Below are 20718 nucleotides of genomic sequence, written 5' to 3'. Positions count from 1 at the left end.
ATGAGTTACGAAGATATTTTAGATCAACTGGAAGAAGGAACGGTAAGAGCAGCCAACAAAACCGAGAGTGGCTGGGAGGCTAATGTAGAAGTGAAAGAAGCTATTCTGGCTTCTTTTAAAGATGGCGAGAATACTTCCTATGAAGGCATCTACGAGGGATTTGTTGATAAGCACAATCTGCCACCCCGATTCTTTGGACCTGAAGATGGAGTACGTCTGGTTCCCGGTGGTTCATCGGTTCGCAGAGGCGCTTATGTTTCACCGGGTGTGATCATCATGCCTCCGGCTTACATCAATGTTGGAGCATTTGTGGATGAAGGCTCTATGGTTGATAGCCATGCTCTGGTGGGCTCCTGTGCTCAGATTGGGAAGAACGTACACCTTTCAGCCGGAGTACAGATAGGTGGAGTATTAGAGCCGGTTGGCATGAATCCCGTAATCATCGAAGACGATTGCTTTATTGGGGCCGGATCTGTAATTGTGGAAGGAATTCTTGTAAAAAAAGGGGCCGTCATTGCACCCGGAGTTACACTTTCCAAAGCTGTTCCTGTTTATGATACGGTGAATGAGAAAGTTCTGGAGCGCGGATCAGCTATTCCTGAAAATGCAGTAGTTATTCCGGGAACACGACCGGTAAGTAACGATTGGGCCAGGGAAAATGGCCTCAGCATGGCTTGCCCTATTATTGTGAAATACAGAGATGAAGGAAGCAATGCATCCCTGGAATTAGAAGAAGCCCTCCGATAACTCTGTCTACCTATTATTTTTATCATCGGGTGAGGTTGAAGACTTTACCCGGTGATGTATAATACTTATGGCTCCAAGGATTAAAAAGGGCAGTGTGGATGAGAAGATTCTGATATTCATTCCCATTAATCCTATTAGGGAAACAAGTAGAATCAAGAACCCAACAGCAGTTAATCCGGATAAGGACAGCATTCGTCCGGGTTTTTTCTGAAAAAGCGTAATGATCAACAACACCTGTCCTATTAATGGGATTACAATTAAGGGATGGAAAACTGAAAGCGGATCCTCAAGAAACTTTGAAAACAATTCTATTTCTATTTCTATGAGGAAAGTGTTGTAATCGACACCCCACTCAAAATAAACCAAAAAAGAGCTTAAGATCAGGCCGATATTTAAAAGCTTTGTTTTCAATGTTATCTCAAATCTGTATTTGAAATAACTGAAACACCACTAAAATAGCAACAAGTACTATCTAGATAGCCAATGCCTTATTTGCTATTGCCAATCCTTTTACAAACGCTTGAATTACAGCTTCCAGAGTATCAGGAGAAGCTCCTTTTGAAGTAAATCTATGCCCTTCTTTTTCGAGGGTAAGAGTTACAATTACCAATGAGTCAGTATCCGGACTCAGGATTTCCACTTCGTGATTTATGACTTCAAGTGGTAGGAATCCATCCGTTTCTGATTTGATAGCGGTAAGAATGGCGTCAATCGGGCCTACACCCTGATCGAGGGAAATGATCTCATCTTTTTCTTCAATTCTCAGTTTCACAGCTGCACTTACAAGTCCGTGTTTACGCATGGTCAGCTTATAGTCTACCACCTCAACCGGATACTCGAGGTTCGCATCTTCATTATAGACCAACGAGCGAAGTACCTTAATCTCTTCTTCTTTAAGCGTTTTTCCTTTACGGTTGATATTATTCACGTACTCATCGTACAGCTTGCTATGTCCTTCATCCATATTAACATTTTCAAAGCCGGTGTTACGCGATTGCCCCCAGCTGTTCTTCTGCATGTCAATAAAGCCCGACTCAATATACTGTTGAATTCGCTCTAAGTCCGGAGGAAGCACCGGAGATGAAAGAGAGTATTTGGCTACAATATGGGAGCTCTTAAGCCCGGTTCCGGTAAGCACAAACAGGCATTTCTTTCCTTTAAACTGCTCGAGGTTATTCTTGAAAGTAGCGAGAGGAATGGCGCATGCCGGTTCGGTGAAATACCCTTCCTCTACCGTCATTTCTTTCATAGAATCGAGTAACTCATTTTCGGTAGCGGTAAAAGCAAGACCGTCCGTTTCTTCAATTCCTCGAAATACCTTATAGAAATCCAGCGGATCGGCTACAGCCACAGCATCAGCCATGGTGTTAACCTGTTCTTTCACAATTTTATCTTTCTTGAAAATTCCTTCTACTACCGGCGAACTTTGCTCGGGTTGAACCGCAACAAAGCTTGGGATTTTATCAATCATACCTGCGGCTTTCATCTCTTTGTAGCCTTTGTAGATGGCAGCAAAATTAGTTCCGGCGCCAATGGGTACAAAGATGTAATCAAATTCGGTATCACCCTGCTCGTATAACTCGTATGAAAACGATTTCTGACCTTCCTGACGAAAAACATAATCTCCGGCAAGGTAGTAATTCCCGGATTTGGCAAACTCACGGCATAGCTTCTCACAGGCCATAAAATCACCCTTAATCTTGATAATGGTGGCATCATAAATAGTGGCCTGAGCCAGTTTTACTTCAGGCGTCTTTTCCGGTACGAAGACAAAACAAGGGATCTTGAAATAACAAGCGTAAGCAGCCACCGATGCAGCCATATTACCGGTTGAGGCCAGGCAAATAGCATCAGCTCCCAATTCAAGGGCCTTCTGAACTTCAATATAACTTCCACGGTCTTTAAAGCATCCGGTGGGGTGTTCAAATTCAAGCTTGGCATAAAGCTCTGCATCATATTTCTCGGAAAGACGATCAAGCTTCTTCAGCGAGGTGTAATGATTCTTAAGAGGATCAGGCAAAATCTCTTTAAGCGGATATTGAATATGCTTCTCAGATTTATTGTACTCAATATCCAAAACTCCTCCGCAGTTGGTACAATAAGTACTGGTCTCTCTTTCGTCATTTTCACGGCCGCACATAATGCAGCTCATGGTATATCCGGAATTGCTTGATTTCATGGAATAATTCTATTGAAATTGTAATAAAACTGCGAATCAGAAGTTATCAAAAAATAAAGAAAAAAGCGCTTTTTCAGCGGTTCTGATTATAATGGAAGCAGGGTAATTTGTTCAAAGTCCAGATCCAGTTCACTTAAAACCGGGGCCGCGATTTCCTCAATTTCATGCTCATCGTAATCATTCAACCCTTCCAGCTTCACATATAAAATATCATTGTGTTCATCGATGAAAAACTGTGCATCGGTCGACTCAAAACTGTCTTTCAGCGTTTTAATCAAAAATTCGACATCTTCAATAAAAGCTTTAATTTCGTCTTCGGTAGGTTCGCTCATTTTCCGTAGGTTCTTGCTTATAAATTCAGCCTAAATCTATGAATAATTATTTGGCAAAACTGTGGGAAATTTCCCAAAAACCGGAACGCACTATTATAGGGTTGATGTCCGGTACCTCGCTGGATGGACTTGATTTATGTTTATGTAAGGTGTCCGGCTTGGGAAGTAATTCGAAGGTTGAAGTGATTAAGTTCACGACGGAAGAATATTCAGCCAATTTGCGGAATCGAATTCGAGCTATTCAATCTAAAGAACAGATTCCGGCCCGGGAGTTAACCGTATTGCATACCGAACTTGCCGGGATCTATGTTTCATCTATTCTTAAAGCACTGAATGAATGGGATATTGATCCTGAGCAAATTGACCTTATAGCCAGTCACGGACAAACGATTTACCATGCACCTTCTCAAAGTGAAGATGAAGAACATGCCACACTTCAAATTGTAGATGGAGATCACATTGCTCAGAAGTCAGGAATAATTACCATATCTGATTTTCGTCAAAAGCATACGGCTGCTGGTGGAGAGGGAGCACCGCTGGCTGGAATTTTTGATGAAGTCCTTTTTCGAGATCAGGAGAAACACCGGTTATTGTTAAACCTGGGCGGGATTGCCAATTTTACCTGGTTACCGTCCATAAAAAGTGGAGAGTCGATTTTAACAAGCGATACCGGTCCGGCCAATACGCTTATCAATGAAGCTATGCAAAAGTATTTTGATAAGCCTTTTGATGAGGGGGGAAAAGTGGCGGCATCCGGGCAAGTGCATTCTGAACTGGTGAGGTATGTGCTGCTTGAGCCTTACTTTCGCAAAGCTTTTCCCAAGACGACCGGGCAAGAAGATTTTCGCCTCGAATTTATTGAAAACCTGATGGAAGGACACGGTATAGAATTACCGAAGGAAGATTTGATAGCTTCACTCACAGCCGTTACATCACAAAGTATCAGTAGGGCAGTTGATGAGATAATTGGTGATGTGAAGTTTGAATGCTTCGTTAGCGGTGGGGGTATTCATAACAAAACATTGTTGAAAGACCTGAAAAAGAGAAACCTAAAAGCGGAATTCAAAGATTTCGAAGAATTGGGGATTTCAGCTGATGCCAAAGAAGCAGCGATGATGGCCTTTTTTGCCAATGAGCTGGTGGCCGGGGAGGGATTTGCCATTCCTGGGGTTACGGAAGAAAAAATTCACTTAGGGAAGATTAGTCTGCCGGGGTAAAAGCTACTGTTTGAGAACCCTGATTTACTTGATTTTCGGATTACCCGGATTCAGGTATCCAAGATTTACTAAAATAGCACTATTCAAGCTCAATTATAGTTACTCCCGTCGATAATTTGGAATTCAGGATAGCAATCAGATTTTTTAGCAACTTAGAGATGTTCTGATAGGTCAAACGATTTACGCTCAACACTAAAACCGGGATGGAGTAGGTATTAAAGTTTTGTTGATTTTGAAGATTTTTATCCGCTGTTATGAAAGCATCAAAACCATTGGCCAGCATCAATTTCAACAATGCTCCATTTTCTTTTCCCTGCCAGCCCATATCCTGCACGGTGAATACCTCATGCTGTGAAAGGTCTTTCTTTAAAGGATGAGGAATATTTTCATCAAGAAGTAGCTTCATACTTTGACTTAAAATCCTGAGAGGAAACCACTTTGCCGGCAATATCTAAAACAGCGATAGCTTGTTTCTTTTCCACTGTGGGATAGTCGTTCAGAAAGGTATCAATGGAAGCGCCTTCTTCGAGGTAATCAAAAAGGATTTCTACAGGAACGCGTGTGCCTTTAAAAACCGGTGTTCCGCCTAGAATATTAGGATTGGATTGAATTTCTTTCATGGCAATCTCCTGAAATGATCTGAATAATAGTACAAAAATAAGGGCTGAAATTCATTAACGGCTTTTCCGGTGTGAATGGTATTATAGGTGGGTACAAATTTATACGAAAAGGGAAACCCGTTAATAACTTCGTTCCGCTTAATCCGTGTTCTATTATTTAGTTTGATTCAATGCCCATTTCAGTTCATCAACAATACGCTCAATCTGTTCTTTGGTAATAACCAAAGGAGGGAGAAATCGAACCACGGTGCCATGAGCGGCGTTGCCCAGAATGTTATGTTCAAACATTTTATCGATAACAGGTCGTGCAGGGCGGTTGAGCTCGACTCCTAACATGAGTCCAAGTCCCCGTATTTCTTTTACAGAGGGATTATCGGACAGCTTCTCTTTTAGCAGGCCCATCATAAACGCTCCTTTTTCAGCGGCCTGCTCGGTGAGTCTTTCTTCTTCAATGGCATCCAAAGCTGCATTGGCTACATGGCAAGCGAAGGGGTTTCCGCCAAAGGTAGTACCATGATCGCCGAACCCAAGCGCTGAAGCCACCTCTTCTTTGGCGATAACGGCTCCGATTGGGATACCACCCGCAAGAGCTTTGGCGGTTGCCACTATATCCGGCTGTACGTCAAAATGTTGATACGCATAGAATTTCCCGGAGCGACCAATACCGCTTTGAACCTCATCAATAATCATCAGAATGTTGAGCTCATCACATAGCTCCCGTGTTTTTTTGAGGAATTCGGCGTCAATCACATTTACCCCGCCGGAGCCCTGTATGGTTTCAAAGCCAATAGCAATGGTATCTTCGTTAACTTTGGCTGTAAGGGCTTCAAAATCATTATAGGGAACCTGATCAAATCCGGTAGGCATGGGATCAAAACCTTCACGATAGCTCGGCATGCCCATCGCGATAGTGGTTACCGAACGGCCATGAAATCCTTCACTGAGTGTAATTACATTTCCGGACTTTCCGTTTTTTTTGCCCCATTTCCGGGCCAGTTTAACACAAGCTTCCATGGCTTCCACGCCGCTGTTGCAAAAGAACACCCGGTCTAATCCGGATAGATTCGCCAGTTTTTCGGCCAGCAGACTTTGAGGTTCATTATAGAAAAAATTGGAAGCATGAAGCAGTTTGTCAGCCTGTTCTTTAATGGCAGCCACTATTTTGGGGTGTGCATGCCCGAGGTTATTCACAGCCAATCCCCCAAAAGCATCCAGGTATTCATTTCCATCCGTATCCCAGAGTAAGGCTCCTTTTCCATGGGAAAGAGTAACCGGCAGGCGGTTATACACCTGGAAGTGATATTGTTTTTCGAGCTGCTGTGCTTTGTCCATTTGTGTTCGTTATTCGGTTTTCGTTAATCGCTGATCGTTATTACGAATAACGACTAACCATTAACGAGTTTAAGTCCAATTCGTCCTCGTTCCAGATCCAAGGTAATAATTTCAAGGCTGAGAATATCGCCTACGCTCACCACATCATGCGGGTCTTCAATCTTTTTGTTTTCGGCCATATTGGAGATGTGCAGTAAACCGTCTTGTTTAACTCCGATATCCACAAACGCTCCGAAATCCACAACGTTCCGAACGGTGCCTTCCAGTTTCTGACCTGTTTTCAGGTCTTCCATTTTCATAACATCGGTTCGTAATAATGGTTTCTGCAAGTTCTCGCGGGGGTCACGACCGGGTTTTTGCAGGTTTTCTATGATGAGCTCCAGGGTTGGAACCCCAACGCCGATTTGCTCAGCTGTCTCTTCGAGACTTACATTTTTGAATTTGGATGCAATCTTATCCTTTTCAGCAGAAATATTCTCAAGGTTAATACTGAAAAGATTACACAGCTTTTCGGCAGCTTCATAGCTTTCGGGGTGAATGGCGGTATTATCCAGAGGATTTTTGGATTCGGGAATACGCATGAAACCCGCTGCCTGCTGAAAACGGAAATCACCCACACCATCGATGCCGCGAATTTGTTCACGGTCCATGAAAATTCCCTTCTCTTCCCGGTGCTTTACGATGTTGGTGGCCACTCGCTTGCTCAGGCCTGAAATATGAGATAGCAATGGGGCAGAGGCTGTGTTCAGGTTTACACCCACTTCATTCACGCAGCTTTCCACCACATCATCCAGCTTGCCGGCCAGCTGATTTTGATTTACATCATGCTGATATAAACCAACGCCGATCGATTTTGGATCTATTTTTACCAACTCTGCCAGTGGATCTTGCACCCGTCGCGCTATGGAAATATTTCCACGTTGTGCTGCATCAAGTTCAGGGAATTCCTCCCGGGCTACTTTGGATGCAGAATACACAGAGGCGCCCGCTTCATTTACAATCAGGTAGTGAAGTTCTTCATCGGGGTGTTTCTCTTTCCGCTTTTGGAGAAAGTCGGCCACAATCTGCTCGGTTTCCCGGCTGGCCGTTCCATTACCGATGGCAATCAGGCTCACCCCGTATTTATCAATCAGTTTCTCAAAAACAGCTTCGGCTTCAGCTACTTTTTTCTGAGGTGGAGTAGGATAGGTGGTGGTTCCTTCCATGTATTTTCCATGCTCATCCACTACGGCAACTTTACAACCGCTTCTAAAGGCCGGATCTATACCCATTACCACTTTCTTGTCTAATGGAGGCTGCATCAGCAGATTGCCAAGGTTGGTCGCAAAGGTTTCAATGGCATGTTCATCGGCTTTGTCGGTAAGGTCGCTTCTGAGTTCCCGCTCCAGAGAAGGGAACAGCAGACGTTTGTACGCATCTTCCACGGCATCCTGCAGGTATTCGGTAAAAATGCTCAGGTCGTTACTAATAACGAGGTCGTCAATATTTTCAAGCGTTCGTTCTTCCCAGAGCTCCACATTCACAAACAGAACATTTTCCTTTTCACCCCGGTTGATGGCCAGAATCTGGTAAGGCTTCATCTTACTGGCCCGGTAAGAAAACTCGTAATAATCTTCGTAATTGGTCCGGTCTTTTATCGCCGGGTTTTTCTTAGTTACGATATTGGCATGCTCGGTAAATACTTTTCGCAACATTTCCCGTACTTCCAGGCTTTCATTGATCCACTCAGCAACAATGTCGGTGGCTCCGTCAAACGCATCTTCAACTGTTTCAACTTCTTTTTCTTTGTCGATGTACTCCCTGGCGTATTCAACCGGATCGCCTTTTTCAATCTCCTGATCCCAAATCAGCTGAGCCAGCGGCTCCAGTCCTTTTTCTTTGGCTTTATCACCCCGGGTTTTACGCTTTTGCTTGTAGGGAAGGTAGATATCCTCCAGTGTGGTCAGGTCGGTACAAGATTTGATCTGCTTTTCCAGTTCCGGGGTTAGCTTCTCCTGTTCTTTAATGGATTTAAGAACCGTTTCTTTGCGCGCTTCAAGGGTTCGCTGGGTTTCCAACCCATCCCGGATTGCTCGGATTTGTTCTTCATCAAGTCCATCGGTGGCTTCCTTCCGGTAACGTGCCAGAAATGGAACCGTAGCTCCTTCATCCAAAAACTTGGCTATGGTGCTGATTTGCTTGGGTGAAAAATTCAGTTGCTTCGCTAAAAAATTAAAAATCGGGGTATCGCTCATTGATGATATTCGTTTCAAAATTAGGACGTTGAAAATAAGAACTCGGCTTTAGAATTATGAATTTTAAATGAGGATTTTTTAGTTAGTCGTTGAATCAACATCCAAACTTCCGGTTGAAAAGGGACGAGTATCGAATAACAAAAAAACCTGTAACCTTTTCTACTAACATCAGTGTATAAGGTTGAAAACATAAAGCTCGGGAAATTTACGCGGTGGACTCTACTTCGGATAAGGCATTGATGATGAAAGTAAAGAACGGCGACCTGGATAAATTGGGTCTGCTGTTTGAGCGATATAATCGCCCGTTATTTAGTTTTTTCTACCGGATGTGTAAAGAAGCAGAGCTTTGTGAAGATCTGGTTCAGTCAGTTTTTGAACGTATTTTGAAGTACCGGGAGACCTATACAGGCGACGGAAAGTTCACCACCTGGATGTTCAGTATTGCCCGTAACGCTCACATCGATCACTTTCGAAAGCAGCAGCGGGAAGGTATTTCAGTGGAAATTGATGAGGAGCGGATGGAAGTTGATCAGGAAGAGGCGAAAGCCGTGATCAACAAGAAAGAGAAAAAAGAGCTGCTTGAAATAGCACTGGGACGATTAGATGAAGACAAAAGAGAGATTATTGTTTTGAGCCGGTTTGAAGGCTTGAAATACAAAGAGATCGCCGATATTCTGGATACTACAGAAGGGGCGATTAAAGTAAAAATGTTTAGGGCCATGAAAGAGTTAAAAGATTTGGTAAATACCTTAAATGAGGAATGCAGCCATGAATGAACAACATGAACAATTAATTGCCGACTACCTGGCAGGAAACCTGGATGATGCCGGGAAGACCAAGGTGGAAGAGCTGATTGCCAACGGCACAATCGACTTTATGGAGTTTCGTGAGCTCGAAAAGCTGCATGAAGATCTGGGTTCCATATCTGTTCCCGCTCCCCGAAAGGAAATGAGCACTAAGTTCTACGCTCTGCTGGAGGAGGAAAAGCAGTCGGTTAAAGAGCCTTGGTTTAAAACGATACAGAATCAGATTAAAGAATTTATCGCAGAACTTACCATGCCAAGGCTGGCCTACGGCTGTGTATTGTTGATTATGGGTGGTCTCATCGGTTCACAATTAAATAGCAGTGATTCTGAAATTGAGCAGCTCAGCCAGCAGGTGCAGGACATGCGTGAGATGATGATGGTAAATATGCTGGAAGGAGCTTCGGCTGCCGACCGGTTAAAAGCGGTTACCATCAGCAGTGAGTTGCCATCGGTTGACTCAGAAGCAATTCACGCGCTGCTTTTTACCCTTAATAATGACCCAAGTGTGAATGTTCGCGTACAGGCCATTGAAGCTCTGAAACGATGGGGTGGTAATGAACGGGTAAGGGAAGGATTGGTGAAAGCGATAGCAAAACAACAATCACCAATTGTAATTACTGAATTGGCCGATGCCATGCTGGAGCTGGAACTGAAAAATTCAGCCCCTGAGTTCAGACGTCTTATCGAAGAGCGCGACCTTGATTTTACGGTTCAGCAGAAATTGGAAAGCAGCATAGCTGCACTAATGTGAGAGAGATTATGAGACTTTTATTATTACTTGGAATACTTTTATTAAGCACTGTCGCAGAAGCTCAGTCGTCAGTTTCATCACAACGGGCTCAGGAAGATATTGAAATCAGAATCCCGGCCTCTGAGTTTAATGCCGAGACTTACTTCCACATGAAAAACATCAACGGGGACTTGAATGCAGAAGGGTATGACGGGGATGAAATTATCATCACTGGTACTAAAATTGTAACAAGTAAACCACGATTAATAGGTGATTTTAATCCCGATGAGATTTACCTGGACCGCCTTAATGGAGACAACAGTATTTTCATTTTTGTACGTCAGCCCGGAATGGAAGTAAAGATTGAAGGGGACAAACTTCATTACAATTACCAAAGAAGAAAGAAGAACAGGTATGGAGATGATGAACGGCTGAATTTTGAATTTAATCTTCAGCTTAAAATCCCTCACTACCTCATGTCAGAGATTTCAACCATCAACGGCGGGGAAGTTGTGGTTACCGGTATGACCACCGGGGTAAAAGCCAATAACGTGAACGGAAGTGTTTTTGTGAATGATGCGGCCGGGAAAGTTGATGCCAACACGGTGAACGGTAATATCCAGGTTGAATTTGCTAAGGCACCCGAACAAGATTCTGAATTTCATACCGTAAATGGTACGATCGAAGTGTACGCCCCAAAAAACTTGTCTGCTGTTGTAACCTTCAAAAGTTTACACGGTGAGCTATATACCGACTTCAACAATATTGAATACTTGCCTAACCGGGTAAATAAAAGTCAGGATGGGACAACCCGGTACAGCATCGAGCAAACAACTCCTATTCAAATTGGCGAAGGCGGTCCTGAACTGCGGTTCCGTCTTTTAAATGGAAACGCTTATATCAAACAAAGAAAATCATAAAGAGATAACATCATGTATAGATCAATAAAAAAATTGCTTTTCGTTCTAACAATTGGCCTGATTGCCATCCCGGCCCATGCTCAGAATAACCTGGAAATACCGCTATCAAATCCCGGCGAACCCGGAAAGCTGATTGTGGCGGCTAACTTCTCCGATGAAGTTGAAATCAGAGCGCACGATAAGAATAATGTAATTGTAAATTATGACGGTGATAACGCCGATGACGAAAGAGACGCCATGAGAAACGGTATGCGCCGAATTTCAGGCGGAGGGGTAGGTATTGAAGTAACCGAAGACAATAACGAAGTACGTGTAAACACCGGCCCCATGCCAAACGATGATCTGGAAATGATTATCTATGTTCCACGAAACTTCTCTCTTAAGCTGAATACTGTGCAGGGTGATGTAACGGTTTCTGGTCTTTCAGGGGAGTTAGAAATCAGTGCGGTAAATGGTGATGTAGAGTTAAGTGATATCTCCGGAACAGTATTGGTTAACAGTGTAAACGGTGACATCGAGATCGATTTCAATGAGATAACTGCAAACGCTCCTATGTCTTTTACCGGGGTGAACGGAGATATCGAAGTATCCTTCCCGGCTGATGCCAAATTCACCGCAAAAATGAAAACAGAGTGGGGCGATGTGTATACAAATTTCGACATGGAAATCGACCGGTCATCTTCTAAACCGGAAGTGAATACCAAAGATGGAGAGTACCGGGTGGCCGTGAATAAATGGATTTTTGGGAAAGTGAATGGAGGCGGACCCGAATTTCTGTTCAAAACTCTGCACGGAGATATTTCAATTCGTAAAAAATAATTTTTTAAAGCAACCTTTTAAGATCCGAATCGTCTAAAGGTAAAACAAAAAACTGGAGCTGTAAGTCATTTGAGTTAAATGGCTTGCAGGGATAGGACTCCTCTCAAAAAAATCCCCGAACCTATGAAGCCCATATATACTACTTTGGCATTGGTATGTCTTTGTGTCAATGTGTTTGCACAGACTTCCTATCAAAAACAAACGGATACAATTGCCATTAATACAGGTGATGTAAGAAGTGGGAATGTGGAGAATCCCGCCATGCAGGCTATCAGAATTGACGGTGAAAACGAAATCGTATTAGACGGACTTTTAAGTGAATCAATTTGGAAAAATGTCCCTATTGCAACCCAATTCACTCAGCGTGCTCCGGATGATGGCAGTGCTGCTTCAGAAAAAACAGAAGTACAACTGCTATACACCGATGAATATATATTCGTTGGAATCATGGCTTACGATTCAGCTCCTGATTCCATTAATGCACCTCTATTTCGCCGTGATGGAAACCAGGCAAGCGACTGGGTATATGTGCTTTTCGACAGCTACAACGATAAAAGGACAGCTTTTACTTTTGCGATAAACCCTCGGGGAGTACAGAAAGATATCCTGCTTTATGATGATACCGATGAAGATCAGCTTTGGGATGCCGTTTGGCAGGCAGAAACAAAGATATTAGAAAACGGCTGGTCAGCAGAGATGAAAATTCCCCTTTCACAATTGCGCTTTAGCTCTAATAGTGAAGAGCAGTCGTGGGGGGTTAATTTTCAGCGCAGGATAGCCCGCAATGGAGAAGTATCATTTTGGGCACCTACCTCTCAGAATGAGACCGGTATTGTTTCGAGGTTCGGCAGACTTAATGGAATTCAGAATCTTAAGGAGCCACGCAGACTGGAGGTCATTCCTTATGTTTCGGCAGATTTGACCCGTGTTCCATCTATAAGTACGGATAATCCTTATTACAGCCGGAATGAATTGGGAGCCGGGATTGGAGGCGATATTAAATACGGGCTTACTTCCGACCTTACGCTGACGGCTACCATAAATCCGGACTTCGGTCAGGTTGAGGCAGATCCGGCAGTCATCAATTTAACAGCTAACGAAAATTTCTTCTCCGAACGAAGGCCGTTCTTTCTCGAAGGCAATGATATTTTTCAATTCGGCAATACAAAGACATTCAGTCGCTTTGGAAACCCTGTTACTTTCTATTCCAGAAGGATTGGCCGGGCCCCACAGGGAACCCCGGGAAGGGCAGGTGTGAATGCTGAATATGTAGATCGGCCGGATTTGACAACCATAGCCGCCGCCGCTAAAGTAAGTGGTAAAACGCAAAACGGATGGTCTATAGGTTTTCTCGATGCTTATACCCTGGAAGAAGAAGCTTTATATACTGCGCCTTCGGGAACAGAAAGTTCTTTTGCTGTTGAACCGGCTACCAATTATATGGTTGCCCGAACCAAAAAAGATTTCAACTCAGGAAACACCTATTTCGGAGGTTTTGGCAGCGCCGTAAACCGTAGTATTGATGGAACCTACTTTGAGGACTTTCTCCGCTCATCAGCCTATCTGGGAGGCGTGGATTTTGAACACAGTTTTAATGATCGTAACTGGATTACAAGTGGTGCTTTCTCTTACAGTGTTATAAACGGTTCAAAAGAAGCCATTCAGCGGGCTCAAACATCACCGGTCCGGCATTTCGACCGTGTAGATTCGGATGAGCTTTCAGTAAATCCCAATAAAACGAGCCTGTCCGGTTTTGCGTCAGAAATAAGTATCCAAAAAAGAGGGGGAGATGATAACTGGATGACTTCCTTAACCTACTCTGATGTTTCGCCGGGATATGAGACAAACGATATTGGTTTTCAAAATAGATCCGACTATCGGTCTATAAACGGAGGCCTGATTTACCGGGAAACTGATCCTGAGCTACTGCAGTACTTCGAAACATGGTTATTTAAAGGGAATGCGTGGAATTATGATGGAGACGTGATCAGCAACTGGTATGGAACAGGTGGGTTTATGCGCTTTGATAACCTCTGGACCTTCAACTACAATGCAAATATGTCCGGCGAACAGGTTATGGATCGCACTACCCGAGGAGGACCTATCATGGATCGACCACGTGACTGGAACTTCAACCTTAATCTCAATACCAACCAAAATAAGGATGTGTCATTCTATTTTGGAACCTTCCAGCGTCAGGATGTTTCCGGTGAATTTGACAACAATGTGTGGATGGGAGTAACCTATCGGCCCACAACTTTTATACAGGTATCTGTTTCACCGGAGTTTGGGTATCAGCGGGATACAGATCAATATGTGACCCGTGTGCAGGACGCAAACGCAACCGAAACCTATGGCAACCGGTATGTATTTGCGGACATCAAACAGCGAAGTCTTATGACCAGCGTAAGGTTAAACTGGACATTTTCACCCACTATGAGTTTGCAGACCTACGTACGTCCGTTTATAGCCAGCGGTGAGTACACACACTTTAAGGAGTTTGCTGAGCCCGGAACGTACAACTTTGACCGCTATGGAGAAGATAGGGGAACCATAAGCAAGTCAGGAGATGAGTACACCGTTGATCCAGATGGAGCTGGAGGTTCTGCTTCTTTTAATTTCCGTGATCCGGATTTTAACTTCCGTTCGGTACAAGGTAACGCAGTATTTCGGTGGGAATATACGCCAGGCTCAACTCTGTTTCTTGTTTGGCAGCAACAGCGGAATGATTTTGTTGGAATGGGTAATTTTGACCTGGGTCGAGATTTGGATGGTCTTTTCAGTGCCAAACCAACTAATGTATTCCTCGTTAAATTAAGCTATTGGTTCGGTACCTGATCGTTAATAAAATACAATTTTGAAAGGGCGCATAGTTGCGCCCTTTTTTTTTAGGAATGTTAGTTTTAAAACAGACTTAGGAATCCCAATCTGTTATTCTGCAGAAGTCTTGCATGTTGTTAACCCAAAGGGAGCATACAGAGGGCAGAAGCTTACCAGGCTTGTAAGCACAAACACTCCGGCCAATACCAGCAGAACGATTCCTATTGTACCGGAAACCGTACCTGTGAAGTAAAGTGCTGCAAAAATGATCGCCAGAACAAAGCGGATAATCTTATCAGCAGAACCCATATTCTTTTTCATAGTAACCTCGGTTTTTTGTTAGATAATCCATTCAAATAGAAAAACTAAACCTGTAATAATTAGTATACAGAGTACACAAACGGCAAGAAGTTTTAGTATTTTCACCGCACAATAAAATTTATTTTTGAAGGTTTTGTGAACTTGTTATCACAAGTGAATAGTAACTGAACTAATTCTTTATTAAAAGCAGCAATGAATACACAGCATCTTACAGCAGAACAAGTAAAATCGATACAGTCCAGTTTCATTAATAAGGTTTATGGCTGGATGGCTCTGGCACTTGCCATTACCGGATTTGTGGCCTTACGTGTGGTCGACTCCGGCTTTGTTGAAACGATGGCCCAAAACCAGATTTTATTTTTTGGGGTTATCTTGGCTGAACTTGGTCTGGTAGTTTGGCTTTCGGGAAGAATCAACAGTATGAATGCTAGCATGGCCATCGGTCTTTTTCTGTTGTACTCGGCGTTAAACGGGCTCACGTTCTCAATTCTATTTCTGGTCTATACGTCGGCTTCCATTGCATCTACTTTCTTTATAACAGCCGGTACATTCGGGGTGACGAGCGCCTACGGGTATTTCACCAAGAAAGACCTTTCCAGCATTGGTAATATTGCCTTTATGGGGCTGATTGGAATTATCATTGCCACCATTGTGAATATTTTTGTGCACAGTGAAATGCTATATTGGGCTATTACCTACATTGGTGTGTTGGTGTTTGTGGGGTTGACTGCCTACGACACACAGAAGATGAAAAAGATGAGCCTGGAAGTGGATGTAGAATCCGAGGAGGGAAGCAAAGGAGCTATTATGGGAGCCCTTGCCTTATACCTCGACTTCATCAACATGTTTATCTTCTTATTGCGAATATTCGGAGACCGGCGATAATTTTATTCATATAAATCGTCTTTATCTGCCCGGGCAAGCTCAATCATAAACCGGGCCATTTTTTGGGTAACCGCTTTGAAATATTTTTCACCTTTTTCAGCGGATGCTTTCTTGGGGTTTCCTATTCCGGTGTCGTCAGTTACCTGAGACCATGGCCGTTCTGCCCAAGCCCAGTCTTCACTAAGGGCTTTTATTTTACTCTTTCGTTCACGGCCCGGTCCGGCTTCCTCAAGGGGTAACACCAATTCGGGTTTTAGATGGAGCAGTAAGCTGGTTTCGAGTTCATCGGCATGGTCTCCGTCTTCATCAAAAAACTTACTTTTGTCGAGCGACTTAAACCAATCGGCCACGCAAAGAAACATATTAGAAAATTCCAGCCCGAGTTCCCGCGCCATGGGTTTAAAGTTGTTACCACCATGGCTGTTAAGAATCAAAAGTTTGTGAATTCCCTGCCGGTTTAAAACGGTAATGAGGTCCTTCAGAATAGCAAACTGCGTGCTTGGGTTAAGGTTCATATCCAGATAAATGTCTGCCTGCCCTGTATTCACCCCAAAAGGGATGGTGGGAAGAACAATGACTTTGGCGCCCTCTTCCCAAGCCAGTCGGGCCGATTCTGCCGCTATATGGTCTGCTTCAATTACATCGGTAGCGTAGGGGAGATGGTAATTATGTGCCTCCGTAGCTCCCCATGGAAGCACTGCTAATTCGAAGTCGGCATCCTTGAGGTTTTTCCAGTTGGTTTCAGCTAAGATATAAGGGCGGATCATTTTTTTCTGACTATAGGTTTGCACAGTTTTTATTGTGATAACAAAAGTATAAAACAGTAGCTGATATTGGAAACCTAAGATGAAAGTCAGTCTGTAGAACAAGATTCTACTTTCTGGACTGAAATACCCGGATATTTTGTATTGCAAAGTAAAAAGAATTACATGGCAGACTTAAATAAACTATCCGAATCTGACAAAAGCAGAATCATTGAAATGGCCTGGGAAGACCGGACTCCCTTTGACGCGATAGAATTTCAATTTGGGCTTTCCGAAGATGAAACTATAGAACTGATGTGGTCGGAAATGAAACGTTCCAGCTTCAAGATGTGGAGAAAACGGGTTTCAGGCAGAGATACCAAACATCGCAAAAAACGAAAAGATGATATTAATCGGTTCGTAAGTCCCAATCAGTATTAAGCAGGGATTTCCCGGTTAATTTTTAGATTTTAAAAGTTCGTTTAGTTCCTCCGGTTGTAAAAGCTTTCCTTTCGAAATAACGGAATATATATCTGTGGTATTTTCGATATCAGCTAAAGGATTTTCATTCAGGATAAGCAGGTCTGCTGTCTTTCCTGCCTCAATACTTCCAATCTTATTGTAATCCCCAAAGAAATGAGCGCCGTTATAGGAAGAAGCCTGAAGGGCCTGCAATGGTGTTAATCCCGCTGTTGTAAAGGCTTCCAATTCACGGTGAAGCGATATTCCCGGATATACATACGAATTATACGCCCCGGCATCCGAGCCTGCCAATAATTTCACACCCGCCTGTTGCAAGTCATGGGTCACTTTTTTGAAAAGATCATTGAGTTCTTTCTCAAACTGAATGGCTTCGGCATCTCTCCGCTGAGCTGAACGAACCCGGCGCTGGTAAGTTTGACGGAGGTCATCCGGAATATACGCCAGATATTCATCCCCCGAGTGATCTTCTTCATGAAGAAAGCTTAGAACATCATCAATATGAAGAGTTGGAACCACATACACATTTTTATCAACCAACTCCTGATAAAAAACCCGGGCGGTATCTTCATTATAGCTGTCTTTTAATTCAGCTACAGCATCCCAAAACCCAAGCTGACCGTTATATACCTTACTGGTGATTTCGCCTTCCCGATCCGAAGTCCCTTTCAAAACATAATAGAGATGTTCAATTCCATCCAATCCGGCTAATATGGCGTCATCAATAAAAATGCTCATGGGCATATGGCCGGTAACGGTGAGTCCGCGTTCTTCAGCCTGACGAATAATTTCCAGGTAAGCCTCGCCACTTAAGGTGCTCTCATAAATCTTTATATAATCAATTCCCATGGATTGCAATGAATCGAGAGCTTTGGAGATATCTTCCTCACTCTGAACTTCAATGGAGCCTTCCCATGTTGGATCGGGGCCGTCAATTTTTGGGCCGGATGTGTAGATATAAGGACCGTTTAAAGAACCAGTTTTAATTTCAGATCGCCATTCAAAAATAGAAGGGGTTAAATCACCCCCGGCATCCCGTACTGTAGTAACTCCGTTAGCTGTGTAAAGTGGCAGCATTTTTTTATTTGAACCGATAAGATCCTGCCCACCGCGTAAATGAATGTGCATATCCCATAATCCGGGAATGGCATATTTACCTTGCATGGAGATCGATCTTGCACCGTCAGCGGCTTTACTTTCATCTTTAAAAATGTCCTTAATAGTATTTCCTTCAATAAGTATGGAATGATTTTCAGCGATATCACCGGTTTCAATATCAATAACCTGAAGTCCGGTTAGGAGAAGCCGGTCAGATTGATTTTGAGAGGTGCATGACATCAGGGAAATGACTGCCAGCATTAGTGCAGGAAATAGGGAGGTTTTCATAGCTTTAAAGAATGGTTAAGTACAGAATTTGATTTCAGATGGTATCATATCCAACGGATGAAAAGAAGAAGCAACTCATTCTTTTACTTCATTTATCACCATGATAGTATGAATGATTGCTCGATCATTTTCAAATATCCTGAAGACATTCAAACTACTTTATTGCCTTGGAGTGGAATAAATCGTATTATTGCAACAGAGTCGCAATAAAGAATTATGCCGAGAAGAAAGACACAATCAAGTACCGAAATCTTATCAACGCTAAAGGCAGCCGAGTCGGCCATGAGTCACCGTATGATCGAAGAAGCCCTGAGCATTGAGGTGGACAGGGCTACGATATACCGGGTGTTAAACCGGTTTTATGAGGACGGGTTGGTACATCGTGTAATTGGGGAGAATGGGAAACAGTACTTTGCTTTGTGTGAAAACTGTGAGGAGAATGATCACAGCCACGATCATTTTCATTTTCGGTGCAAGAATTGTGGAAAGGTAGAGTGCCTTACCCGGGAAATTCAGATTAAGCTGCCCGAGGGGTACATGGCTGAAAACTTCAACGGGATGGTTTCCGGCTATTGTTCCGGTTGTGCCTGATTTACCTCAAAAAGTTTAGAATGCAGAAGAAAATCATAAAATTATCGAAAGGTTTCTGGGACCGGTTAGGCATTGGATTGTCGGGCTTGTGTGCCATTCATTGCTTGCTGGTGCCGGTTTTTGTTTCTCTGATTCCATTATGGCCTGCGCTTGATGAATTCCATGAGTACACCCATTTGGTATTTTTTCTGGCTATAGCACCGGCGGTCATATTATCTGTCAAAAACCGTAAGAATCTTAAATCTATTTCCGGTTATTTATTCGTCGGGCTTGCTATCATTTTTGTAGCCTGGTTTTTTAATCACCAGCTTGGTGATTATGGTGAAGCGGGAGTTACCCTGGTGGGAAGCGTGCTGCTAATCAGAGGGCATTGGCTGAACTATAAAACCAAAAGCTTCAGCTGACGTTTTTTTGGAGTAATTGCCGCACTTTTTCTGCACATCCCCAGCTTAGTGTTACACCGGCACCTCCATGTCCGTAGTTATGTATAAAAAGCCTGTTATGGATTTCTTCGGTTTCAAGCCGTAATCCCTCTTCTTTTTTGCGAAGATACCGGTAGCCAATCTTTACTTTTCTTTTGGAGAATCGATCGAGTTCCACTCCGAAGGTTTCGCACAAAATATTTTTATGAAGAGTAAATATTTGTTTGGGTATTACAGTGCCGTCAATTTCAATATTCGGAGAAATGGTTTGTTCACCGGTCCATATTCCATGTTCATCTAATCGCCCTTCCTGGCGACTTCCTCCCAAAATCCACCCATCGCTCCTTGGATAAAAGTACACATCCTGCGCATTGCCTGATTCCGTATGATAGATTTCTGCTCCCGGTGAAAAGTTATACGAAAAGATATCTCCGTTGGGGTTCTTCAACATGGGAGCCTCTAAGATTTGAAGAAGATGTCCGCGATAGAGAAGTCCGTTGGGATCATTAAAAAGTTCTACAGATCCAAGTCCGGAACAGTTTACAACGATATCGAAAGGAAGTTTTCTTAAATCGTCTTTTTCAAGTGATTGGATTTGAAGCTCTGCTCCACCCTCTAAAACCGAATTCAATAAAGCCGGGTAGTAGAGCGGCCAATCTGCAAAATAGCAGTTGAATTTCCAGCCGGCCTGTATGGCAAATTCGGAATGTTTGGGATGAAAAGAATCCCGGAATTCTTCAAGTGTAGAGAAGGCATCCATGTATTGGGCATAGCCGGGAAGATCTTTCCCGGAAGCAAATAACTCAAAGTGTTCGTGAATCTTCAATCCGGGAAATTGCTGTTCATGAAGTGTGTCAAAATGGGAGAGGCTTTCTCTGAATAGAGAATCGATTTCCCCGGAATTAACGCTGCGGGGAATCACCGAAGCAGCCGGAAAGAGGCTGCTGAAGGTAGGGTCGTTCCGGGCTATTCTTGGATCAGATTCCGATAGTACTGTGACTTTCCAATTGTGTTGTTGTAGAAGTTTGGCAACACTCAATCCACTTATTCCACAACCGATGACACAAACATTTCTTCTTTTACTCATAACAAAATATAAGCCATAAAGTTGGAATAAATTAATTTTCAGGCCGT

22 protein-coding genes are annotated in these 20718 nt (G+C 43.3%); 11 read left to right on the top strand and 11 right to left on the bottom strand.

Annotated features, from left to right (window positions below; genetic code table 11):
• A complete protein-coding gene (locus ABFW99_RS00995; RefSeq protein ID WP_349355367.1) occupies nucleotides 1–747 on the top strand; it encodes a 2,3,4,5-tetrahydropyridine-2,6-dicarboxylate N-succinyltransferase in 747 nt (248 codons plus the stop codon).
• 6 nt (nucleotides 748–753) lie between these two features.
• Here the strand turns inward: ABFW99_RS00995 and ABFW99_RS00990 are convergent, their stop codons facing one another.
• The 3 genes from ABFW99_RS00990 to ABFW99_RS00980 all read right to left on the bottom strand — a co-directional run bounded on the left by ABFW99_RS00990 (nucleotide 754) and on the right by ABFW99_RS00980 (nucleotide 3258).
• Nucleotides 754–1158, bottom strand: coding sequence for a hypothetical protein (locus ABFW99_RS00990; RefSeq protein WP_349355366.1), 405 nt, complete (start codon nucleotides 1156–1158; stop codon nucleotides 754–756).
• Between the two features lie 61 nt (nucleotides 1159–1219).
• Nucleotides 1220–2926, bottom strand: a complete 1707-nt coding sequence (gene thrC / locus ABFW99_RS00985) for a threonine synthase (RefSeq protein WP_349355365.1) — start codon at nucleotides 2924–2926, stop codon at nucleotides 1220–1222.
• Nucleotides 2927–3012: 86 nt separating this feature from the next.
• Nucleotides 3013–3258 carry a hypothetical protein gene (locus ABFW99_RS00980; RefSeq protein WP_349355364.1) on the bottom strand — a complete coding sequence of 82 codons (246 nt, stop codon included), beginning with the start codon at nucleotides 3256–3258 and terminating at the stop codon, nucleotides 3013–3015.
• A gap of 38 nt (nucleotides 3259–3296) precedes the next feature.
• On the opposite strand from ABFW99_RS00980, the gene ABFW99_RS00975 reads away from it, so the two are divergent.
• Entirely contained in the window at nucleotides 3297–4475 is a 1179-nt protein-coding gene (locus ABFW99_RS00975; RefSeq protein ID WP_349355363.1) for an anhydro-N-acetylmuramic acid kinase, read from the top strand.
• Nucleotides 4476–4554: 79 nt separating this feature from the next.
• Here the strand turns inward: ABFW99_RS00975 and ABFW99_RS00970 are convergent, their stop codons facing one another.
• The 4 genes from ABFW99_RS00970 to ABFW99_RS00955 form a co-directional block, all read right to left on the bottom strand.
• Nucleotides 4555–4881 (bottom strand): DUF5615 family PIN-like protein, encoded by a 327-nt coding sequence (locus tag ABFW99_RS00970; RefSeq protein WP_349355362.1) that lies wholly within the window; start codon nucleotides 4879–4881, stop codon nucleotides 4555–4557.
• Complete coding sequence (locus ABFW99_RS00965) at nucleotides 4865–5095, bottom strand: DUF433 domain-containing protein (RefSeq protein WP_349355361.1); 231 nt, start codon at nucleotides 5093–5095, stop codon at nucleotides 4865–4867. The genes ABFW99_RS00970 and ABFW99_RS00965 overlap by 17 nt, the downstream gene beginning before the upstream one ends.
• Nucleotides 5096–5248: 153 nt before the next feature.
• Nucleotides 5249–6427, bottom strand: a complete 1179-nt coding sequence (locus ABFW99_RS00960) for an aspartate aminotransferase family protein (RefSeq protein ID WP_349355360.1) — start codon at nucleotides 6425–6427, stop codon at nucleotides 5249–5251.
• A gap of 53 nt (nucleotides 6428–6480) precedes the next feature.
• Nucleotides 6481–8661: a Tex family protein gene (locus ABFW99_RS00955; RefSeq protein ID WP_349355359.1), complete on the bottom strand. Its 2181-nt coding sequence runs from the start codon at nucleotides 8659–8661 to the stop codon at nucleotides 6481–6483.
• Between the two features lie 239 nt (nucleotides 8662–8900).
• Here ABFW99_RS00955 and ABFW99_RS00950 point away from each other — a divergent pair, with 239 nt between their 5' ends.
• The 5 genes from ABFW99_RS00950 to ABFW99_RS00930 all read left to right on the top strand — a co-directional run bounded on the left by ABFW99_RS00950 (nucleotide 8901) and on the right by ABFW99_RS00930 (nucleotide 14774).
• Nucleotides 8901–9437, top strand: coding sequence for an RNA polymerase sigma factor (locus ABFW99_RS00950; RefSeq protein WP_349355358.1), 537 nt, complete (start codon nucleotides 8901–8903; stop codon nucleotides 9435–9437).
• Entirely contained in the window at nucleotides 9430–10218 is a 789-nt protein-coding gene (locus ABFW99_RS00945) for a hypothetical protein (protein ID WP_349355357.1), read from the top strand. Before ABFW99_RS00950 ends, ABFW99_RS00945 begins: the two co-directional genes overlap by 8 nt.
• An 8-nt stretch (nucleotides 10219–10226) precedes the next feature.
• Nucleotides 10227–11117, top strand: coding sequence for a DUF4097 family beta strand repeat-containing protein (locus tag ABFW99_RS00940; RefSeq protein ID WP_440707387.1), 891 nt, complete (start codon nucleotides 10227–10229; stop codon nucleotides 11115–11117).
• A gap of 12 nt (nucleotides 11118–11129) precedes the next feature.
• Entirely contained in the window at nucleotides 11130–11936 is an 807-nt protein-coding gene (locus ABFW99_RS00935; protein ID WP_349355354.1) for a DUF4097 family beta strand repeat-containing protein, read from the top strand.
• 123 nt (nucleotides 11937–12059) lie between these two features.
• Nucleotides 12060–14774, top strand: a complete 2715-nt coding sequence (locus tag ABFW99_RS00930) for a DUF5916 domain-containing protein (RefSeq protein ID WP_349355353.1) — start codon at nucleotides 12060–12062, stop codon at nucleotides 14772–14774.
• A 93-nt stretch (nucleotides 14775–14867) separates the two neighbouring features.
• Here the strand turns inward: ABFW99_RS00930 and ABFW99_RS00925 are convergent, their stop codons facing one another.
• On the bottom strand, nucleotides 14868–15077 hold the full coding sequence (locus ABFW99_RS00925; RefSeq protein WP_349355352.1) for a YgaP family membrane protein: 210 nt from the start codon (nucleotides 15075–15077) through the stop codon (nucleotides 14868–14870).
• Nucleotides 15078–15269: 192 nt separating this feature from the next.
• On the opposite strand from ABFW99_RS00925, the gene ABFW99_RS00920 reads away from it, so the two are divergent.
• Nucleotides 15270–15962, top strand: coding sequence for a Bax inhibitor-1/YccA family protein (locus ABFW99_RS00920; RefSeq protein WP_349355351.1), 693 nt, complete (start codon nucleotides 15270–15272; stop codon nucleotides 15960–15962).
• Nucleotides 15963–15964: 2 nt separating this feature from the next.
• On the opposite strand, the gene ABFW99_RS00915 is transcribed toward ABFW99_RS00920, so the two are convergent.
• Entirely contained in the window at nucleotides 15965–16726 is a 762-nt protein-coding gene (locus ABFW99_RS00915; protein ID WP_349355451.1) for a creatininase family protein, read from the bottom strand.
• Nucleotides 16727–16891: 165 nt separating this feature from the next.
• Here ABFW99_RS00915 and ABFW99_RS00910 point away from each other — a divergent pair, with 165 nt between their 5' ends.
• The gene (locus ABFW99_RS00910) at nucleotides 16892–17146 is read left to right on the top strand and encodes a TIGR03643 family protein (RefSeq protein ID WP_349355350.1); all 255 of its coding nucleotides are present in this window, start codon (nucleotides 16892–16894) and stop codon (nucleotides 17144–17146) included.
• A gap of 15 nt (nucleotides 17147–17161) precedes the next feature.
• Here the strand turns inward: ABFW99_RS00910 and ABFW99_RS00905 are convergent, their stop codons facing one another.
• On the bottom strand, nucleotides 17162–18571 hold the full coding sequence (locus ABFW99_RS00905) for an amidohydrolase family protein (RefSeq protein WP_349355349.1): 1410 nt from the start codon (nucleotides 18569–18571) through the stop codon (nucleotides 17162–17164).
• Between the two features lie 216 nt (nucleotides 18572–18787).
• Between ABFW99_RS00905 and ABFW99_RS00900 the strand changes: the two genes are divergently transcribed.
• Together ABFW99_RS00900 and ABFW99_RS00895 are read left to right on the top strand one after the other, a co-directional pair.
• Entirely contained in the window at nucleotides 18788–19162 is a 375-nt protein-coding gene (locus ABFW99_RS00900; RefSeq protein WP_349355348.1) for a Fur family transcriptional regulator, read from the top strand.
• A 20-nt stretch (nucleotides 19163–19182) separates the two neighbouring features.
• Entirely contained in the window at nucleotides 19183–19566 is a 384-nt protein-coding gene (locus tag ABFW99_RS00895; RefSeq protein ID WP_349355347.1) for a MerC domain-containing protein, read from the top strand.
• Here the strand turns inward: ABFW99_RS00895 and ABFW99_RS00890 are convergent.
• Nucleotides 19559–20671, bottom strand: a complete 1113-nt coding sequence (locus ABFW99_RS00890; protein ID WP_349355346.1) for an FAD-dependent oxidoreductase — start codon at nucleotides 20669–20671, stop codon at nucleotides 19559–19561. The two genes, ABFW99_RS00895 and ABFW99_RS00890, sit on opposite strands and share 8 nt — an antisense overlap.
• Between the last annotated feature and the right edge of the window lie 47 nt (nucleotides 20672–20718).

Source organism: Gracilimonas sp. BCB1 (assembly GCF_040117685.2).
In the GTDB taxonomy this organism is placed as follows: domain Bacteria; phylum Bacteroidota; class Rhodothermia; order Balneolales; family Balneolaceae; genus Gracilimonas.
This window is presented reverse-complemented; position numbering and strand designations above follow the sequence as displayed.

Coding starts and splice junctions, on each gene's coding strand:
- ABFW99_RS00890 (WP_349355346.1), bottom strand. CDS start 20,671: ATGAGTAAAAGAAGAAATGTTTGTGTCATCGGTTGTGGAATAAGTGGA.
- ABFW99_RS00955 (WP_349355359.1), bottom strand. CDS start 8,661: ATGAGCGATACCCCGATTTTTAATTTTTTAGCGAAGCAACTGAATTTT.
- ABFW99_RS00965 (WP_349355361.1), bottom strand. CDS start 5,095: ATGAAAGAAATTCAATCCAATCCTAATATTCTAGGCGGAACACCGGTT.
- ABFW99_RS00895 (WP_349355347.1), top strand. CDS start 19,183: ATGCAGAAGAAAATCATAAAATTATCGAAAGGTTTCTGGGACCGGTTA.
- ABFW99_RS00945 (WP_349355357.1), top strand. CDS start 9,430: ATGAATGAACAACATGAACAATTAATTGCCGACTACCTGGCAGGAAAC.
- ABFW99_RS00910 (WP_349355350.1), top strand. CDS start 16,892: ATGGCAGACTTAAATAAACTATCCGAATCTGACAAAAGCAGAATCATT.
- ABFW99_RS00920 (WP_349355351.1), top strand. CDS start 15,270: ATGAATACACAGCATCTTACAGCAGAACAAGTAAAATCGATACAGTCC.
- thrC (WP_349355365.1), bottom strand. CDS start 2,926: ATGAAATCAAGCAATTCCGGATATACCATGAGCTGCATTATGTGCGGC.
- ABFW99_RS00905 (WP_349355349.1), bottom strand. CDS start 18,571: ATGAAAACCTCCCTATTTCCTGCACTAATGCTGGCAGTCATTTCCCTG.
- ABFW99_RS00930 (WP_349355353.1), top strand. CDS start 12,060: ATGAAGCCCATATATACTACTTTGGCATTGGTATGTCTTTGTGTCAAT.
- ABFW99_RS00960 (WP_349355360.1), bottom strand. CDS start 6,427: ATGGACAAAGCACAGCAGCTCGAAAAACAATATCACTTCCAGGTGTAT.
- ABFW99_RS00935 (WP_349355354.1), top strand. CDS start 11,130: ATGTATAGATCAATAAAAAAATTGCTTTTCGTTCTAACAATTGGCCTG.
- ABFW99_RS00975 (WP_349355363.1), top strand. CDS start 3,297: ATGAATAATTATTTGGCAAAACTGTGGGAAATTTCCCAAAAACCGGAA.
- ABFW99_RS00970 (WP_349355362.1), bottom strand. CDS start 4,881: ATGAAGCTACTTCTTGATGAAAATATTCCTCATCCTTTAAAGAAAGAC.
- ABFW99_RS00900 (WP_349355348.1), top strand. CDS start 18,788: ATGCCGAGAAGAAAGACACAATCAAGTACCGAAATCTTATCAACGCTA.
- ABFW99_RS00980 (WP_349355364.1), bottom strand. CDS start 3,258: ATGAGCGAACCTACCGAAGACGAAATTAAAGCTTTTATTGAAGATGTC.
- ABFW99_RS00925 (WP_349355352.1), bottom strand. CDS start 15,077: ATGAAAAAGAATATGGGTTCTGCTGATAAGATTATCCGCTTTGTTCTG.
- ABFW99_RS00995 (WP_349355367.1), top strand. CDS start 1: ATGAGTTACGAAGATATTTTAGATCAACTGGAAGAAGGAACGGTAAGA.
- ABFW99_RS00940 (WP_440707387.1), top strand. CDS start 10,227: ATGAGACTTTTATTATTACTTGGAATACTTTTATTAAGCACTGTCGCA.
- ABFW99_RS00950 (WP_349355358.1), top strand. CDS start 8,901: ATGATGAAAGTAAAGAACGGCGACCTGGATAAATTGGGTCTGCTGTTT.